This window comes from Dermacoccus sp. MPR-E5 (assembly GCF_058809565.1).
Genome location: NZ_JBXASS010000004.1, coordinates 196,500 through 213,831, shown reverse-complemented (window position 1 = coordinate 213,831; position 17,332 = coordinate 196,500). Strand labels below are relative to the sequence as shown.

Annotated in this window: 14 protein-coding genes; 6 read left to right on the top strand and 8 right to left on the bottom strand. The window is 69.6% G+C overall.

The features are described 5' to 3' along the window. Positions 1-2: 2 nt before the first annotated feature. From hisB to AC1RS9_RS04630, 6 genes are all read right to left on the bottom strand, one after another. Positions 3-644, bottom strand: a complete 642-nt coding sequence (gene hisB / locus AC1RS9_RS04655; protein WP_492920641.1) for an imidazoleglycerol-phosphate dehydratase HisB — start codon at positions 642-644, stop codon at positions 3-5. Beyond that, entirely contained in the window at positions 641-1,771 is a 1,131-nt protein-coding gene (locus tag AC1RS9_RS04650) for a histidinol-phosphate transaminase (RefSeq protein WP_492920639.1), read from the bottom strand. The genes hisB and AC1RS9_RS04650 overlap by 4 nt, the downstream gene beginning before the upstream one ends. Further along, on the bottom strand, positions 1,768-3,147 hold the full coding sequence (gene hisD, locus AC1RS9_RS04645; RefSeq protein WP_492920637.1) for a histidinol dehydrogenase: 1,380 nt from the start codon (positions 3,145-3,147) through the stop codon (positions 1,768-1,770). The genes AC1RS9_RS04650 and hisD overlap by 4 nt, the downstream gene beginning before the upstream one ends. Positions 3,148-3,190: 43 nt before the next feature. Then, positions 3,191-6,181, bottom strand: coding sequence for a bifunctional [glutamine synthetase] adenylyltransferase/[glutamine synthetase]-adenylyl-L-tyrosine phosphorylase (locus AC1RS9_RS04640; RefSeq protein WP_492920635.1), 2,991 nt, complete (start codon positions 6,179-6,181; stop codon positions 3,191-3,193). Continuing rightward, the gene (gene glnA, locus AC1RS9_RS04635; protein WP_074040717.1) at positions 6,178-7,512 is read right to left on the bottom strand and encodes a type I glutamate--ammonia ligase; all 1,335 of its coding nucleotides are present in this window, start codon (positions 7,510-7,512) and stop codon (positions 6,178-6,180) included. Before glnA ends, AC1RS9_RS04640 begins: the two co-directional genes overlap by 4 nt. Positions 7,513-7,611: 99 nt before the next feature. Continuing rightward, complete coding sequence (locus AC1RS9_RS04630) at positions 7,612-9,933, bottom strand: immune inhibitor A domain-containing protein (RefSeq protein WP_473956458.1); 2,322 nt, start codon at positions 9,931-9,933, stop codon at positions 7,612-7,614. Positions 9,934-10,112: 179 nt separating this feature from the next. Here AC1RS9_RS04630 and panB point away from each other — a divergent pair, with 179 nt between their 5' ends. After that, positions 10,113-10,949 carry a 3-methyl-2-oxobutanoate hydroxymethyltransferase gene (panB, locus tag AC1RS9_RS04625; RefSeq protein ID WP_050786456.1) on the top strand — a complete coding sequence of 279 codons (837 nt, stop codon included), beginning with the start codon at positions 10,113-10,115 and terminating at the stop codon, positions 10,947-10,949. A gap of 45 nt (positions 10,950-10,994) precedes the next feature. Here the strand turns inward: panB and AC1RS9_RS04620 are convergent, their stop codons facing one another. Beyond that, on the bottom strand, positions 10,995-12,257 hold the full coding sequence (locus AC1RS9_RS04620; protein ID WP_006944312.1) for an MFS transporter: 1,263 nt from the start codon (positions 12,255-12,257) through the stop codon (positions 10,995-10,997). Between the two features lie 193 nt (positions 12,258-12,450). Next, the gene (locus AC1RS9_RS04615) at positions 12,451-12,630 is read right to left on the bottom strand and encodes a hypothetical protein (protein WP_006944217.1); all 180 of its coding nucleotides are present in this window, start codon (positions 12,628-12,630) and stop codon (positions 12,451-12,453) included. Between the two features lie 81 nt (positions 12,631-12,711). Here AC1RS9_RS04615 and map point away from each other — a divergent pair, with 81 nt between their 5' ends. The 5 genes from map (at position 12,712) to AC1RS9_RS04590 (ending at position 17,320) form a co-directional block, all read left to right on the top strand. After that, complete coding sequence (gene map / locus AC1RS9_RS04610; RefSeq protein ID WP_136788027.1) at positions 12,712-13,599, top strand: type I methionyl aminopeptidase; 888 nt, start codon at positions 12,712-12,714, stop codon at positions 13,597-13,599. Positions 13,600-13,742: 143 nt separating this feature from the next. Beyond that, positions 13,743-14,507, top strand: a complete 765-nt coding sequence (gene ppgK / locus AC1RS9_RS04605) for a polyphosphate--glucose phosphotransferase (protein WP_006944296.1) — start codon at positions 13,743-13,745, stop codon at positions 14,505-14,507. Between the two features lie 467 nt (positions 14,508-14,974). Then, entirely contained in the window at positions 14,975-15,586 is a 612-nt protein-coding gene (locus tag AC1RS9_RS04600; protein WP_144707428.1) for an Lrp/AsnC family transcriptional regulator, read from the top strand. Positions 15,587-15,800: 214 nt separating this feature from the next. Further along, positions 15,801-16,529 (top strand): 4a-hydroxytetrahydrobiopterin dehydratase, encoded by a 729-nt coding sequence (locus AC1RS9_RS04595; RefSeq protein WP_051805948.1) that lies wholly within the window; start codon positions 15,801-15,803, stop codon positions 16,527-16,529. Continuing rightward, entirely contained in the window at positions 16,526-17,320 is a 795-nt protein-coding gene (locus AC1RS9_RS04590; protein ID WP_473956453.1) for a class I SAM-dependent methyltransferase, read from the top strand. The genes AC1RS9_RS04595 and AC1RS9_RS04590 overlap by 4 nt, the downstream gene beginning before the upstream one ends. Positions 17,321-17,332: the final 12 nt, after the last annotated feature.

The window sequence follows — 17,332 nt, the reverse complement described above, 5'->3', positions numbered from 1 at the left end:
ACTCAGAGAGCACCCTTCGCGCTCGGGATTCCCTGCACGCGCGGGTCCTTCGCCACCGCGGCGCGCAGCGCGCGGGCGATCGCCTTGAACTGGGCCTCGACGATGTGGTGCGGGTCGCGCCCGGAGATGACGTTGACGTGCAGCGCGATGCCCGCGTTGTAGCCGAGCGATTCGATGACGTGCTGCGTCAGGGAGCCGATGTAGTTGCCCCCGATGACCGCGTAGATCTGGCCGTCCGGTTCACCGGTGTGGACGACGTACGGGCGGCCCGCGACGTCGACGACCGCCTCGACGAGCGCCTCGTCGAGCGGCACCTTCGCGTCCCCGAAACGCGAGATGCCCGACTTGTCGCCGAGCGCTTCGCGCAGAGCCTGGCCGAGCACGATCGCGGTGTCCTCGACCGTGTGGTGGGCGTCCACGTCGAGGTCGCCGCGCGCGCGGATGCGCAGGTCGATGAGGCTGTGCTTGCTCAGCGAGTCGAGCATGTGGTCGTAGAAGCGCACCCCGGTGCGGATGTCGGACGTGCCCGTACCGTCGAGGTCGAGCCACAGCCTGATCGAGGCTTCCTTCGTCGTGCGCTCGATGAGCGCTGTCCGGTGGTCGGCGGGCACGTCGGGGATGACGAAGTCGGTCGCGTCGCTCATGCTTTCTCCTCCTGGAGGGCGTGCGTGGGGGCGAGGTCGGTGAGGGCCGCGATGACGGCGTCCGTCTCGGCGGGCGTGCCGGCCGTGATGCGCAGGTGGTGCGCGATGCCGACGTCGCGCACGAGGATGCCGCGATCGAGCAGGGCCTGCCACGTGGCGTGCGCGTCGGTGAGACCACCGATGAGAACGAAGTTCGCATCGCTCGGCGTCGGCGTGAGCCCCGCCACTCGCGCGGCCTCGACGATGCGGTCGCGCTGGGCCTTGATCGCATCGACCATGGCGAGCATCTCGTCGGCGTGGTCGAGGGCCGCCAGGGCGGTCGCCTGCGTCACCGACGACAGGTGGTAGGGCAGACGCACGAGGCGCATCGCGTCGCAGATCTCGCGCGAGGCGGCCATGTAACCGACGCGCGCGCCGGCGAACGCGAACGCCTTGCTCATCGTGCGGCTGACGATCAGGCGCGGGTGATCGGCGAGCAGCTCGAGGGCGCTCGGCGTGCCCGGGCGCGCGAATTCGACGTATGCCTCGTCGACGATGACGACGGCGTTCGGCGCCGCGTCGTAGATGGCGCGCACGACGTCGTTGCTCACCGCGGTGCCCGTCGGGTTGTTCGGCGTGCAGACGAACACGACGTTCGGACGGTGCTCGCGCACCTGCTCGACTGCGAGGTCGACGTCGAGGTCGTAGACGCCCTCACGACGATCGCGCAAGCCGTCGACCCATGTCGTTCCCGCGCCGCGCGCGATGATCGGGTGCATCGAGTAGCTCGGCGTGAAGCCGAGCGCGACGCGGCCCGGGCCACCGAAGGCCTGCACGATGTGGCTGAGCACCTCGTTGCTGCCGTTGGCGGCCCAGATCTGCTCGACAGGCAACCGGACGCCCGTCACGCGATCGAGGTAGTCGGCGAGGGCCGCGCGCAGTTCGGTGAACTCGCGGTCCGGGTAGCGGTTCAGCCCGCCCGCGGCCTTCTCGACTCGCTCGACGATGCTGCGCACGACCGTCTCCGGCACGTCGTAGGACGACTCGTTCGTGTTGAGCGCGATGGGCACGTCGAGCTGCGGCGCGCCGTACGCGCTCTGGTTTCGCAGGTCTTCGCGCAGCAGCTGCGTGATCGTGGGTTCGCTCATGCGGGCGCGTTCTCCGCCCCGGCCTCTGCCTCGTCCCGACGCTCGAAGCGCGCCGTCACGGCCTCGCCGTGCGCCGGCAGGTCCTCCGCGTTCGCGAGCGTGACGACGACCTCCGCGACCTCCGCGAGGGCCTCGCGCGAATAGTCGACGATGTGGACGCCCTTGAGGAACGACTGCACCGACAGCCCGCTCGAGTGGCAGGCGCACCCGCCGGTCGGCAGGACGTGGTTCGACCCGGCGGCGTAGTCGCCGAGGCTGACGGGCGAGTAGGTGCCGACGAAGATGGCACCCGCGTTGCGCACGCGCAGCGCGTCCTCGCGCGAGCTGGCGGTGTGGATCTCGAGGTGCTCGGCGCCGTAGGCGTCGACGACGCGCAGCCCGGCCGTGACGTCGTCGACGAGGACGATGGCCGACTGCGGACCGCCGAGGGCCGTGAGCACGCGCTCGCTGTGCTTCGTCGCGCGGGCGCGGCGCTCGAGGGCTGCCTCGACGTCGTCGGCGAGGCGCGTCGAGTCGGTGACGAGGACGGAGGCCGCGAGGTTGTCGTGCTCGGCCTGGCTGATGAGGTCTGCGGCGACGTGCTCGGCGTCCGCGGTGTCGTCGGCGAGGATGCCGATCTCCGTCGGGCCCGCCTCGGCGTCGATGCCGATGAGGCCCTTGAGCAGGCGCTTCGCGGCTGCGACGTAGATGTTGCCCGGGCCGGTGACGAGGTCGACGGGCTCGCACACGCTCGTGCCGTCCTTCTCCCGTGCGCCGTACGCGAACATCGCGACGGCCTGCGCGCCGCCGACGGCGTACACCTCGTCGACGCCGAGCAGGGAGCACGCGGCGAGGATCGTCGGGTGCGGGTAACCGGCGAACTCGCCGGTGTTCTGCGCCTGCGGCGGGCTCGCGACGGCGACCGAGTCGACGCCCGCGACCTGCGCGGGCACGACGTTCATGACGACCGAGCTCGGGTAGACGGCGAGGCCGCCGGGCACGTAGAGCCCGACGCGCTCGACGGGGATCCAACGTTCAGTGACGCGGCCGCCGTCGCTCACCTGCGTCGTGACGTCCTCGCGCGCCTGCGCGGCGTGGACGATCCGCACGCGGCGGATGGCTTCGACGAGGGCGTCCTTGATCGCGGGGTCGAGCTGCGCTTCGGCGGCTGCGAGCACCTCCGCGGGCACCCGCAGGTGCGTCGGACGCACCTTGTCGAATCGCTCCCCCAGCTCGCGCAGCGCGTCGGCCCCGTCATGGCGCACCTGCTCGCACAGCGGACGCACGACGTCGAGGGCCGCCTCAATGTCGAACTGTGCGCGCGGCAGCGCATCGCGCAGGCCGCGTGCATCGAGGGAGGTCAGGGCTGAACCACGAAGGTCACGACGCGAAATCACCTCTCCATTCTAGGCGGCGGCACCGAGCGCCTGCCCGCCCGTCTCAGCGTCGGAAGCTCGGTCCGGTGCTGTTGTGAGGATCCTCACCGTAGAACACGCGGTCGACGACGAGCCGGGCGCGCCGCGAGACCTTGCGGTACTCCTCGCCGAGCTGACGACCGTCACCGGCGGGCAGTCCGAGCAGCGTCGCGATGCCCTCCGCGTCGCGCAGGTCGCTCGGCAGCGACTCGACGGGGCGGCCGCGCCACAGCACCGAGGCGTTGCGCACCCGGGAGGCGAAGGTCCACGCGTCGGCGAGCACCTCGGCGTCGTGGGCGTCCATGAGCTCGAGCTCGGCGAGCAGCCGCAGCGTCGAGATCGTGCCGGTCCGACGCAACTGTGGGTGGGCGTGGGCGTGCTGCAACTGGTGCAGTTGCACGCACCACTCGACGTCGGACAACCCGCCGCGCCCCAGCTTGAAGTGGGTGCGCGGATCGGCCCCGCGGGGAATGCGCTCGGCCTCCATCCGCGCCTTGAGCGTGCGGATGCGACGCACCGCGGCGTCACTGATGCCGCCCTCGGGCCAGCGCAGCGGATCGACGAGGTCGACGAAGGCGCGGCCCAGGTCGGCGTCACCGGCGAGCGGGTAGGCGCGCAGCAACGCCTGGGCCTCCCAGCCCTCCGACCAGCGCTCGTAGTACGAGGCGTAGGAGTCGAGGGAACGCACGAGGGGGCCCTGCTTGCCCTCGGGACGCAGCGCGGCGTCGATCTCGAGCTTCGGGTCTGGCCCGGCGAGCGCGGCGAGGCGTCGCAACTCGGTGACGACGGCGAGCGCCTGGTCCTGCGCAGCACCGGCGTCGGCGCCGTCGCGCGGGCGGTGGACGTACATGACGTCGGCGTCGGAGCTGTAGCCGAGCTCACGCCCGCCGAAGCGTCCCATACCGATGATCGTGACGTCGGTGAGGCGTGCGTCCGAGTCATCGCAGACGGCGCGCCATGCGAGGTCGAGCCCGGTCTGCAGCATCGCGGCCATGACGTCGGTGAGGGCCTTCTCGACGCCCTCGAGGTCGAGTTCGCCGAGCACGTCGGCGATGGCGATGCGCGTCAGCTCGGTGCGGCGGACGGTGCGCGCCGCGAGCATCGCCTTGTCGACGTCGTCGTGGCGACCGGCGACGGACGTCATCGTCGCGCTGATCGCCTTCTCGTCACGCGGCACGCGCAGCGCAGGGTCGGCGAACAGCTTGACGCTCTCGGGCGCGCGTTCGAGCAGTTCCGAGACGTAGCGCGACTTCGACAGCACCTCGGCGAACAGTTCCGCGGTGCTGCCCTCGCGCAGTGTGTTGAGGTACCAGTGCGAGGTGCCGAGCTCGTCACTGATGCGGCGGTAGGCGAGCAGCCCGGCGTCGGGGGTCGGGCCGTCGGCGAGCCACTGCAGGATGACGGGCATGAGCGTGCGCTGGATCTGCGCACGCCGCGACAGCCCCGACGTCAGCGCCTGCAGGTGGCGCAGCGCGCCGCTCGGGTCGGCGTAACCGAGCGCGGCGAGACGATCGCGCGCGCCCTCGTCCGACAACTTCGCCTCATCGTCGTCGAGACGCGCGACGGCCGACAGCAGCGGCCGGTAGAACAGCTTCTCGTGCAGGCGGCGCACCGAGCGCGCGAGCTCCTGCCAGTGGGCGGTGACGGCCTCGTCGGGGTCGCGCATCAACCCGACGCCGCGTCCGAGGCGGCGCAGGTCTGCGCTCGACGTCGGCATGAGGTGGGTGCGACGCATCTTGCTCAGCTGGATGCGGTGCTCGAGCACGCGCAGCTGACGGTAGGAGCGGTCGAGCGCCGAGGCATCCGTGCGCCCGACGTAACCCCACGAACTGAGCGCCTCGAGGGCGTCGAGCGTCGAGCGGGCGCGCACCCGCTCGTCGGTGCGTCCGTGGACGAGCTGCAGCAGTTGCACGGAGAACTCGATGTCGCGCAGACCGCCCGGGCCGAGCTTGATCTGGCGTGCCTGCTCGCTGACGGGCACGTGCGACTCGACGCGACGGCGCATCGCCTGCGCGTCCTCCACGAAGTTCTCGCGCTTGCTGGCCTGCCACACCATCGGCCGCATCGCGGCGATGTAGGCGTCGCCGACCTCACGGTCGCCCGCGATGGGGCGCGCCTTGAGGAGCGCCTGGAACTCCCAGCCCTTCGCCCAGCGCTCGTAGTAGTTGCGGTGGCTCGCGACGGTGCGCACGAGGGGGCCCTGCTTGCCCTCCGGGCGCAGCGCGGCGTCGACCTGCCACAGCGAACCCTCCCCCGTGCTCGCCGAGCAAGCGCGCATCAGCTCGGTCGCGAGCTCCGTAGCGAAGCGCAGGGCGACGTCCTCGTCGACCCCGTCCGCGGGCTGCGCGACGAAGATGACGTCGACGTCGGAGATGTAGTTGAGCTCGCGCCCGCCCGTCTTGCCCATGCCGATGACGGCGAGTCGAGCCTGCTCGGCGCCCTCGACGCTCTGCGTCGCGATGTGCAACCCCGCCTCGAGCGCGGCACCCGCGAGGTCGGCGAGTGACGCTGCCGTCGCGGGCAGGACATTGGCGGGGACGTCGGTGACGTCGAGCGCCGCGATCTGCACGAGCTGACGACGGTAGGCCACGCGCAGCGCGTCGTAGGCGCTGACGTCGTCGTCCCGCCCGTCGATCTCGGCGATGAGCGCCTGAGCGAACGCCGCCTGGTCGCGACGCTCCGCGGCGACCACGTCGCGCCACTGCTCGGGCTTGGCGACGAGGTGATCACCGAGGGCGCTCGAGGCGCCGAGCACGCCGAACAAGCGCGCTCGTGCGAGCGGCTGCGTCAGCGCCTCCGTCAGCGCGCGCCGGCCGGGAGCATCGAGCGCCTCGCGCAACCGAACGAACGCGAGCAGCGCCTGGTCGGGGTCGGCGACCGCGCCCGTGACGTCGAGCAGGACGTCGGTCGGGACGAGGTCGGCGACCTCCTGGGCCAGCGAGCCGGCGCGTTCGGTGTCGGTGTAGCCCGCCTTGCGCCAGGCCGCGGAACTCTTGGTCTGCTGCGTACGACTCACAACCGGCGCAGATCCTGCTTGATCTCGAACTCGGTCACCTGGTCGCGGTAGGCGGCCCACTCGTTGTGCTTGTTGCGCAGCACGAAGTCGAAGACGTGCTCGCCGAGCACCTCGGCGACGAAATCGCTCTCCTCCATCGTGCGGATCGCCTCGTCGAGCGAAGCCGGCAACGGTCGGATGCCCATGGCGCGACGCTCGCGCTCGGTGAGCGTCCACACGTCGTCCTCGGCCTCGGGCGGCAGCTCCATGCCCTGCTCGATGCCCTTGAGGCCTGCGCCCAGCATCACGGCGTACGCGAGGTAGGGGTTGCACGCTGCGTCGAGGGTGCGCACCTCGATGCGCGTGCTCTGGCCCTTGTCGGGCTTGTACATGGGGATGCGGATCATCGCGCTGCGGTTGTTGTGCCCCCAGCAGATGTGCGCCGGCGCCTCGGAACCGCCCCAGATGCGCTTGTAGCTGTTGACGAACTGGTTCGTGATCGCCGTGAACTCCGGCGCGTGGTGGAGCAGGCCGGCGACGAACTGGCGGCCCGTGCGCGAGAGCTGATACGGCGAACCCGGCTCGTGGAACGCGTTCGTGTCACCCTCGAACAGCGACAGGTGCGTGTGCATGCCGCTGCCGGGCTGGCCTGCCATCGGCTTCGGCATGAAGCTCGCGAAGATGCCCTGCTCGAGCGCGACCTCCTTGATGACGGCCTTGAACGTCTGGATGTTGTCGGCCATCGACAACGCGTCGGCGTAGCGCAGGTCGATCTCGTTCTGCCCCGGCCCGCCCTCGTGGTGACTGAACTCCACGGAGATGCCCATGTTCTCGAGCATCGTGATGGCGGCGCGCCGGAAGTCGTGGCCCGTGCCGTGCGGCACGTGGTCGAAGAACCCGGCCGAGTCGACCGGCACGGGACGGCCGTGGTCGAGGTCCTTCTCGAACAGGTAGAACTCGATCTCGGGATGGGTGTAGAAGGTGAACCCCAGGTCGGCGGCCTTCGTCAGCGAGCGGCGCAGCACGTCACGCGGGTCGGCGAGGCTCGGGGTGCCGTCGGGCAGCAGGATGTCGGCGAACATGCGCGCAGTGCCGGGGTTCTCGCCGCGCCACGGCAGCACCTGGAACGTCGAGGCGTCCGGGCGCAGCAGCATGTCGGCCTCGTAGACCCGCGCGAGACCGTCGATCGACGAACCGTCGAAGCCGATGCCCTCGGCGAACGCCCCCTCGAGTTCCGCCGGCGCCACGGCGACCGACTTGAGGGTTCCGAGCACGTCGGTGAACCACAGACGCACGAATCGGATGTCACGTTCCTCGATCGTGCGGAGCACGAACTCTTGCTGACGGTTCATGACGCCATCCTGCCTCACCGCGTCACCCGACGACGAGCGGCCCCGGGGATGATCCCCGGGGCCGCTCACATGTCGGACTCAGCCGCTCGCCTCAGCGCGTCAGCGGCGGAAAAGCACGTCGAGGTGCGCCTTGTCCTTGCTCACACCCCTGACGGTGACCTGGACGCCGCTGCCTGCCGTCAGCGTCGAACCCGTCGGGTTGGAGGCGTCGTAGTAGTTCGTCGCCTTCGTGTCGTCGAACGTCGACACGCCCTTGCTCTTCGGGAACGTCGTGGCGTCACCGTTGCGGTGCAGCGTCAGCGACGGCATCGAGGACGAGCCGAACACCGCGTCCCAGGGCTGCAGCTTGTTCGACACGAGCGTGCCGTCCTTCCACTTCATCGCCTGCGCGTGCGAGTCGATGGGCAGCACCTGGCCGTGGCCGGGGTGCTCGGAGACGTTGTTGTTCGCGTACTCGTTGTCGACGTACCACATGAGAACACCGGGCTGGAAGGCGAAGTGCTCGACACGCTCTGCCTGCTGCTTGAGATAACCGAAGTTGTACGGACCCGTCTTGAGGTAGAGGTCGTAGCCGTTGTACTGACGGTTCTCTGCGAGGTAGTAGTGCGTCTTCTTCTCGCTCGTCGTGCCCGATGAGAGGGTGAAGCCCTTCGCGACCCAGCCGTTCGTGCCCTTCTCGACGTCGTCCGACAGCAGTGTCGCGCCGTCGGCGACGATGCGGATGTCGTCGAGGAACGGGCCCGCCCCGTGGACGCCGCCGTCACTCGCGTAGCGGAAGCGGAAGTCGACCTTCTTGCCCGCGTAAGCGCTCAGGTCGTACGTGAGGTCGCTCCAGTTCTTCTTCTCACCGGAGACCTCCTTGCCGACCTGCGCCCAGGTGGCGCCACCGTCGGTGCTGACCTCGCCGTAGAAGAAGTCGTAGCCCTCCTCGGTGTCGTACCAGGCGGCCGTCGTCACGCTCGCGGACTTCTTGCCCGTGAGGTCGATCGAACGCGTCAACGTCGAGTTGAGGTTGTCGGCGCTGCCGCCCCACCACTCGTTGGCCCCCGACTGGGGCTTGTTGTACGTCGTCGTGATCGTCTTGTCTGGCAGGTTGATCAGGGCCGCCTGGCCGAGCGTCGCCGAGTCACGGTCGCTCGGACCGATCTGGACCTTCTTGCTCTTGCCGTAGCTCACCTTCGTGGCGTCGAGCCAGCCGAGCTGCAGCTTCTCCCACGGACCCATGTAGCCCGGGCGCGAACCGATGTCGGTCTTGCCGTCGCCGAGCCACGAACCGGCGCTCATGAGCGACCAGTACGAGACGTCGTTCTGAGCCTTGTTCGTCGTGTCGTACAGGTCCGGCAGGCCGAGGTCGTGACCGAACTCGTGCGTGAAGACACCGAGACCACCGTTCTCCGGCTCGGTCGTGTAGTCACCGATCCACAGGCCCGTGTCGCCGAGCGGCACACCACCGAGCTTGTTCTGCGACGGGCCGGCCTTGCCCGCGAGGTTCTGGTACGCGTACCAGCGGTGGCTCCAGATGGCGTCATCACCCTGGGCGCCACCGCCGGCCTCTTCGCCCTCGCCAGCGTGGATGGCCTGGAAGTGGTCGATGTAGCCGTCGGGCTCGTCGAAGTTGCCGTCGCCGTCGTAGTCGTAACGGTCCCACTTGTCGAAGCTCTGCAGGTACGCCTTGATCTGGGCGTCGCTCTTGCCCGCTGCCTTCTGCGCGTTGACCCACGCCGTGGCGCTGTCGGCGATGAAGGACCAGGAGCCCTCGGCCTCGCTCGTGCCATCACCCGAGACGGGGTTGTGGCCGTAGCGCGCCTCGTTGAAGGGCACCTTGACCCAGTCGCTCACGTCGCCCTCGACGTCGAAGCGGCCGTTCGACTGCTTGGAGTAGAAGTCCTTGAACGACTCCGAGCTGCCGAACATCATGTCGAAGTAGTGCTGACGGTTGAAGTCGGCCTTCCAGATCGTGCTGTTGTTGTCGGTCGCGCCGCCGTCCATCTTGCGGTCGGGCTGGGCAATCTTGTTGTGCAGCGGGCCGGGCGCGCCACCGGCGGCGGGCTTCGTCTGGTCACCGAACTCGACGAGGAAGCTCAGGATGTTCGCCTTCTGGTTGACGTCGTACTGGACGTAACGCGGCTTCGTCTTGCCCTTCTTGTCCTTGCCCTTGACCTCGATGACGCGCTTGCCGTTGACCTTCTTCGTGGCGGCCTTGCCCGTGACGAGAGCGCTGACGGCGGCGTCACGCAGGTCGGCCTTCTTCTCCGCGAGCGGGTTCGGACGGTCGTCGGACTTGCCGACGCGGGTCTGGCCCTCGCCTGCGGGCGGGGCGTTGTTGGCGGAGGCGACCGGGGCTGCGATGAGACCGAAGGCCGTCACCGTGCCGACGAGAGCCGCGGCCATGCGCGGCGTGTTCGAACGACGATGTGTCATGAGTACTCCAGGAGCAGAAGGGCGCCCACGTCCAGCACGTGAACACTGTGAAGATACCCAGCCTCCCCTCAGCGAACGGTGATGTCGCTTACAACATTTGCGTAACGAAGGGTGCTATCACGATCCGCCCCCGCCAGCGGATGGGAACGGCTCCAACGGCTGCTGATTACGCTGGAGCCATGAGTGAAGAGGCCGCCCCGTACCGCACCGCCGAACGCAAGCGCATCCGCACCGTCACGCTGCAGCAGTTGAAGGAGCGCGGTGAGCGTTTCTCGATGCTCACCTCCTACGACATGTACACGGCCGAGATCTTCGACGAGGCCGGCATCGAGACGCTCCTCGTCGGCGACTCGGCGGGCAACAACGTGCTCGGTTACGACACGACGCTGCCCGTCACCCTCGACGAACTCATCCCCCTCGTGCGTGCCGTCAGCGGCGCTGCGCAGCACGCCCTCGTCGTCGCGGATCTGCCGTTCGGCAGCTACCAGGAATCGCCGCAGCAGGCGTTCGCGAGCGCCGCGCGACTCATGAAGGAAGGGCGCGCTCACGCGGTCAAGCTCGAGGGCGGGGCGCACATGGCGCCCACCGTCGAGCATCTCGTGCGCGGCGGCATCCCCGTCATCGCGCACATCGGGTTCACGCCGCAGAGCGAGCACACGCTCGGCGGGTACCGAGTCCAGGGCCGCGGCGACGACGCCGAGCGCATGGTCGCCGAGGCGCGGGCGCTGCAGGACGCGGGGGCTTTCTGCGTGCTCATGGAGATGGTGCCGGCGCCCGTCGCGCAGCAGGTGACGGACGCGCTGCGCGTGCCGACGATCGGCATCGGCGCCGGCGCCGGATGCGACGGTCAGGTGCTCGTGTGGACCGACTTCGCCGGCCTGCGTGACGGCCGCTATCCGCGCTTCGCCAAGAAGTTCGCCGACGTGCGCAGCGTGCTGCTCGACGCGGCGCGCACCTACCGCGAAGACGTCGCCTCCGGCACGTTCCCGGCGCCCGAGCACAGCTTCGAGAGCTGACGCCCGCGCTCGTCGTTCGCGCGGGACGCGAGAGGATCGGGTATGTCAGCGCTGGTGTGAGGGTGCTGAGTCGGCGGCGTCAGGTTCGGGCCGGGCGGCACCCCATCCGGCGCGCATGAGCTTGGCGGGCCAGTAGGCGAGCATCGCGGCGGCGAGGACGCCGAAGATCGCGTTCACGACGACGGCGGCGCTCAGGCCGGCCAGCGCCGTCATGCCGGACAGGGCGAGCGGCCCGATCGTCGAACCGGTGTCACTGAGCTGGCGCCACAGGCCGAGGAACGGCGCGCGTCCGACGTCGGGCGAGAAGTCGGCGCCGAGCGTCATCACCATGCCAGAGCCGATGCCGTTGCCGAACCCGAGCGCGCAGCTCGCGGCGAGCACCGCGGCGAAGGTGTGGGCGAACGGCAGCGCGACGAGGGCTGCGGCCATGATGAGCATCGACGGTACGGCGACGGCGGCGCGCCCCCGCACGTCCATGACTTTGCCGGCCGGGTAGAACACGAGCATGTCGATGCCGCCCGCGATCCCGTAGATGGCGCTCGTCGACTGCTCGTCGAGGCCGATGTGCGTGCACCACAGCGGGATGACGACCTGCCGTGTCGCGCGCACGGCCGACACGAGCAGGACGCCGAGCCCGGCCGTCAGCAGCACGCGCGCGAACGAGCGTGCGACGGTGCGGGTGGAGACCCGTTCGACGGGCCCGGTTCCGGCCCGCTCGACATCCTCCATGAGCAGCGCGCACCACGTCGCGAGCGCGAGGAAGACGATGGCGAGGACGAAGACGGAACGCCCGCCGAACACTCCGATGAGGGCGGCGCCGACGAGGGGGCCGACGAACATGCCGATGCGACCCACGCCGCCGAGCAGCGACAACGCGCGCGCCCGGTGCGTGGGCGGGACGGCCTCCGTCAGGTACTTCTGGCGCGCGAGCATGTAGACCGACGACGCCATGCCGATGATGACGACACCGAGCATGAGCGCGACGAGGCTCGGCGCGAGGCACAGCAGGCATCCCGCGGCCGTGACGACGCCCGCGAGCACGAGCGCGCGACGTTCGCCGAGGCGCTGCGTGATGAGTGAGGCGGGGATGTTCGACACGAGCGAGCCGAGCCCGATGAGCATCGCGACGAAAGCCGCGAGCGCCACCGACGCGCCGCGCGCCACGGCCGTCGAGGGGATGACGGGCAGGATGGCGCCCTCAGCGGCACCGAACAGCAGCGTCGGGCCATAGGCGGGGATCGCGAGCCGCCGCAGATCGAACCCGAGCTCGCTCACCTGTGCTCCCCTTCTTCGCACCCGTCGTTGCATTGCGATGCTATGCGTCGATGGCGTGGGGCGCGTCAGCGTCTCACGTGGGGCTCATGGGCGGCCCTACCCGGCAGGCAACGGTGACATTCCTGGCCAGATGCGCGCGTCGGATCAGCCGCATCACGCCGCGCCAGATCATGACGACGGGCCGCATCCCTCGTGGGATGCGGCCCGTCGCGCGTGGATGGGTGCGTCAGTCGTCGCCGTTGAAACGACGCTCTTCAGCGTCCCACTCCTCGCTGCGCTTGTGCGCGGATTCGATGGCGTCGCGCGCCGCGGCCTCGGTGGCGTAGGGGCCGAGCATGTCGCTCTTGGCGTTGGTCTCCTCCCCCTGCTCCACGGCACCGGTGTTGACGTTGTACCAGTAGGCCATGACGGCTCACCTCCTCGCGCCTGCGGGCGCGTCTTGTGCGGGCGCCGAGCCCTGTCGGACCCGGCCTCTAGACTCAACCCTATGACGACGACGCGCTCCACGACCACGTCCGGCCGCACGATCACCGCGGGCACGATCAGCCCGCGCCGCAGCGTGCCTCAGAAGATCGCCCGCCCCGAGTACGTCGGGCGCGACGAGGCGCGCGAGGGCTTCGAGTCGTACGTCAAGGACGCGGAGACGATCGAACGCCTGCGCGTCGCCGGGCGCATCGCCGCGGGCGCGATGGAGGAGGCGGGCAAGGCCGTAGCCCCCGGTGTCACGACCGACGAGCTCGACCGCATCGCCCACGAGTACATGCTCGACCACGGCGCCTACCCCTCGACGCTCGACTACCTCGGCTTCCCGAAGTCGCTGTGCACGAGCGTCAACGAGGTCATCTGCCACGGCATCCCCGACTCGACGGTGCTCGAGGACGGCGACATCGTGAAGCTCGACGTCACGGCCTACAAGGACGGCGTGCACGGCGACAACTGCGCGACATACCTGTGCGGCGACGTCGACGACGAGTCGCGCCTGCTCGTCGAACGCACGAAGGAGGCGATGATGCGCGGCATCCGCGCCGCGAAGCCGGGGCGGCAGGTCAACGTCATCGGCCGTGTCATCGAGCAGTACGCGAAGCGGTTCGGCTACGGCGTCGTGCGTGACTACACGGGCCACGGCATCGGCACCGAGTTCCACAACGGCCTCATCATCCCGCATTACGACGCGGCGCCCCACTACGACGACGTCATCGAGGTGGGCATGGTCTTCACGGTCGAGCCCATGCTCAACCTGGGTTCGGGCGAGTCGGCCCCGACCTGGGACGACGGCTGGACGGTCGTGACGGCCGACGGCTCGCGTTCGGCGCAGTTCGAGAACACCCTCGTCATCACCGAGACGGGCCCGCAGATCCTCACCAGCCTCGACTGACGTTCCTGCAGGCCCAGCGCCTGCGCACGAGGGCTGACGGGCCGCGCGGTTAGGCTGTCGACGAGTTCGTCGCCGCACGCGAGATGTCGGTGGCCCCGTCCCGTGCAGTGCGATTCCCCTGCAGTTGATCAAGGAGCCCGAGCATGACCCGCACGTCCTATCCCCTCGGCATCGACGTCGGCGGAACCGGCATCAAGGGTGCCCCCGTCGACCTCGACAAGGGCGCGTTCGCTTCGGAGCGCATCCGTTTCGAGACGCCCGCGGGTGCCTCGCCTGACGCTGTCGCGGACGTCATCGCCCAGATCGTCGAGCACTTCGCCGACATGATCGGCGACGAACCGATCGGCGTGACGATTCCCGGCGTCGTGCAGCACGGCGTCGTGCGTACGGCCGCGAACATCGACAAGGCGTGGATCGGGACGAACGCCGAAGAGCTCATCTCGGCGCATATCGGGCGCGACGTGCTCGTGGTCAACGACGCCGACGCGGCCGGCATTGCAGAGAACTTCTACGGCGCGGCGAAGGACACGGACGGGCTCGTGCTCGTCACGACGCTCGGCACCGGCATCGGCACCGCCGTCATCAACGACGGTGTGCTCGTACCGAACTCTGAGCTCGGCCACATCGAGGTCGAGGGCCACGACGCCGAGACGCGGGCCGCTCACTCGGCGAAGGAGCGCGAGGAACTGTCGTACGGCAAGTGGGCCAAGCGACTCACGAAGTACTACACCTCGCTGGAGAACCTGCTGTGGCCCGACCTGTTCGTCGTCGGCGGTGGCGTGTCGAAGAAGGCCGAGAAGTTCCTGCCACTGCTCGACATCCGCACGCCCATCGTGCCCGCCAAGCTCGAGAACGCCGCCGGCATCGTCGGTGCAGCGCGCCTCGCGCACGATCGGCACGTGAAGTAGCGGCCACTGCTCGGCCGTCACCTGCGACCAGGCGCGCCCGAGAACTCGCCCGATGACGACGAGGCCGGCTTCCCGCAGTGTGCGGGAGCCGGCCTCGGTCGCTTCGTGGCGTGCTCACCCAGGGTGGTGGTGCGCGGCTGTTCGGGCCGTGGTGGGGCTCCGAGTCACCTGCCGGTTCGCGCACTCGGGGTGGTGAGCGCGTCGAACGCGATGCCTCAACTCTTGCAATGTCGATCATGCTGCGCAACACCCACCGCCTTGATTGGTCATTATGATCAAGGTGGCGGGGCGTCATGCGTCGTTGCTTGGCCACGACGCCCAGGTTGGCAGGCACCGGGCCCTTCCAGCGTCAGGCTCGGGTGGGCGTGAACTGCTCGTGCGACCTGCGCGGGGCAGCGCACTGCACTGTGCTTCAGGCCATGGATGCGGTGCGCTGAGCACGCGTCACGACTGGAACGAGGATGATCATGGATCGACGCTCCCCCGCCCGACGCGGCGCAGCTCGACAAACAGACACGGGGCCACGCACGGCGACGACGTCCGCGACCGCGACGTCATCTGGGTCGCCGCGCCCGACCTCACCGCCGCAGCTCGACGAGACGGATCGGCTGCTCCTGCTCGCTCTCGACGAGGACCCGCGTATGACGACGATGGCGCTCGCGCAGCGTTGCGGCCTGGCGCGCGGCACGGTGCACGCGCGGCTGGAGCGGTTTCGCGAGCGCGGCATCCTGCGACTCAACAGTGCGCGCGTCGACCCGGCGACGCTCGGACGGCCCATGAGCGCGATGGTGGCGGTCGAGCTGGATCAGCACGACATCTCGGGCGCGATCGACGGGTTGGCGCAAATCCCCGAGGTGCTCGAGTGCTTCGCGCCGGCCGGCGAGACGGACCTGCTCGTGCGCGTCGTCGCGCGCGACCCTGACGACCTCTATCGCGTCAGCGAGGAGATCCGCCTGTGCCCCGGCGTCACTCGAACCCGCACGAGCGTCTACCTGCGCCGCGTCATCCCCTACCGTATCGACCCGCTGTTGCGCGAAGGCATCGACGAACCGACGTCTGCGCGCGACCGGCGGGGGTGAGGCGGCGGGACGGGGCGGGCGACGACGTCGTGGGTGCGTGAGGCGCATCGCGGTGTGGAACCGAGCCACGTGCTCGAGGAGCTGCTAGCAGTTCCGGCGGTCAAGCGTGGGAGCCGACGCTGCACCTCACGCAGTCGCCCGCGGTGCTGGGCACGGCGGAACCGAGGCGACCGACACGCTCCCAGCACGGGCGCGGGTGTGGTCGACTGGAGCCATGAGCGACGACATGACGCAGCGTCCCGGCGGGCGGCCCGATCCGATGCGCACCCTGACGGCAGCGGAGGTGGCCGCGCAGGCCCCGGCCGGGTGGGCGCAGATCATGGGGTCACTGCGGGCGCGCTACCGCACGGGCGACTTCGCGACGGGGTTGCGGCTCGTGAACCTCATCGGCGAGTCGGCGGAACGGTGGGATCACCATCCCGACGTCACCCTGACGTACGGGGACGTCATCGTCAGCCTCGTCAGCCATGACGTCCGCGGCATCACGAGCCGCGATCTACGGATGGCGAGGTTGAGCGCCGAGCACGCGGCGCACCTGGGCCTCGAACCGGACGTGGCCGGTCTCACCCAGATCGATCCGGGGCTCGACACTGCACACGCGGACGAGGTCGCTCCCTTCTACTCGGCGCTCTTCGCTGCGCCGCTGCGTGACGGTGAGCCCGTCGACCCGAGCGGCCAGACGCCGACGGTGTGGTGGCAGGCACCGGATGATGCGGACTCCCCCGATGGCGATGCGGCCGACGATTCCCAGCTCCCGCCGACGGATCACGAGCAGCGTTGGCACTTCGACGTCTGGGTGGCGGCGGAGGCCGCCGAGCAGCGGCTGGCAGCCGTTCTCGATGCCGGCGGCCGCCTCGTCAGCGACGCCCACGCCCCGTCGTTCTGGGTCGTCGAGGACGCTGACGGCAACCGTCACTGCATCTGCACGCCCGCCGGGCGATGAGGGACTGGGCCGACGTCGCGGAGGGCTACCGCCGATCGTTTGCACGGGCTTGCGCGGGCGCCACCGGGCCGCTCCTCGCCGCAACGAATGACCAGCGCGGCCACAGCGACGACGTCGTGCGCCATCTCGACGTCGGGTGCGGCGACGGTCGCTTGGCCGCTGCCGCGTCAGAGACCGGTCGTGCGGTCGTCGCGTGCGACGCGGACGCGACGATGTGCGAACTCACCCGCTCTTCGGCACCCCACGTGGCCACTCTGAAAGCAGCGCTGCCTGAACTCCCTTTCTGCTCCGGCAGCTTCGACATCGTGACGGCCAATTTCGTCATCAATCACGTCGAGGCACCGTGCGCGTCGATGCGCGAGCTGTCCCGCGTCTGCCGTCGTGACGGGATCGTGGCGGCGACGATCTGGCCCGCCGGTGGCGCAGGGTTCGGCCCCTTGCTCCGCGAGGTGCTCTCCTGCCCCGATCTGACGCCGCTGCCTGACCAGTCCCTACCTGCCGATCAGGACTTCGAGCGAACCCGCCGGGGCCTCGGTTCCCTCTTCGCCGCGGCGGGGCTCGACGATGTCCGATCCACCGACATCAACTGGACGTGGACGGTGACGCCCGAGGACCTGTGGGCGGGCATCACGGCCGGCGTGGCGACGCCGGGCATGACGTACCTTGCTCAATCACCCGAGGTGAGGGCCCGGATGCGGGAGCTCTTCTTCGAGACGGCCCGCACGATGAGTGCCGAGGGGACGCTGACCTTCGATGCTCGCGCCGTGCTGGCGACCGGGCGCATTTCGTGAACCTCCGGTGGG

Excerpts from the sequence above, each read along its gene's own strand:
- map (WP_136788027.1), top strand. The coding sequence starts at position 12,712 with ATGACGACGACGCGCTCCACGACCACGTCCGGCCGCACGATCACCGCG.
- AC1RS9_RS04595 (WP_051805948.1), top strand. The coding sequence starts at position 15,801 with ATGAGCGACGACATGACGCAGCGTCCCGGCGGGCGGCCCGATCCGATG.
- hisB (WP_492920641.1), bottom strand. The coding sequence starts at position 644 with ATGAGCGACGCGACCGACTTCGTCATCCCCGACGTGCCCGCCGACCAC.
- AC1RS9_RS04630 (WP_473956458.1), bottom strand. The coding sequence starts at position 9,933 with ATGACACATCGTCGTTCGAACACGCCGCGCATGGCCGCGGCTCTCGTC.
- ppgK (WP_006944296.1), top strand. The coding sequence starts at position 13,743 with ATGACCCGCACGTCCTATCCCCTCGGCATCGACGTCGGCGGAACCGGC.
- AC1RS9_RS04590 (WP_473956453.1), top strand. The coding sequence starts at position 16,526 with ATGAGGGACTGGGCCGACGTCGCGGAGGGCTACCGCCGATCGTTTGCA.
- glnA (WP_074040717.1), bottom strand. The coding sequence starts at position 7,512 with ATGAACCGTCAGCAAGAGTTCGTGCTCCGCACGATCGAGGAACGTGAC.
- panB (WP_050786456.1), top strand. The coding sequence starts at position 10,113 with ATGAGTGAAGAGGCCGCCCCGTACCGCACCGCCGAACGCAAGCGCATC.
- AC1RS9_RS04615 (WP_006944217.1), bottom strand. The coding sequence starts at position 12,630 with ATGGCCTACTGGTACAACGTCAACACCGGTGCCGTGGAGCAGGGGGAG.
- AC1RS9_RS04620 (WP_006944312.1), bottom strand. The coding sequence starts at position 12,257 with ATGCAACGACGGGTGCGAAGAAGGGGAGCACAGGTGAGCGAGCTCGGG.
- AC1RS9_RS04650 (WP_492920639.1), bottom strand. The coding sequence starts at position 1,771 with ATGAGCGAACCCACGATCACGCAGCTGCTGCGCGAAGACCTGCGAAAC.
- AC1RS9_RS04600 (WP_144707428.1), top strand. The coding sequence starts at position 14,975 with ATGGATCGACGCTCCCCCGCCCGACGCGGCGCAGCTCGACAAACAGAC.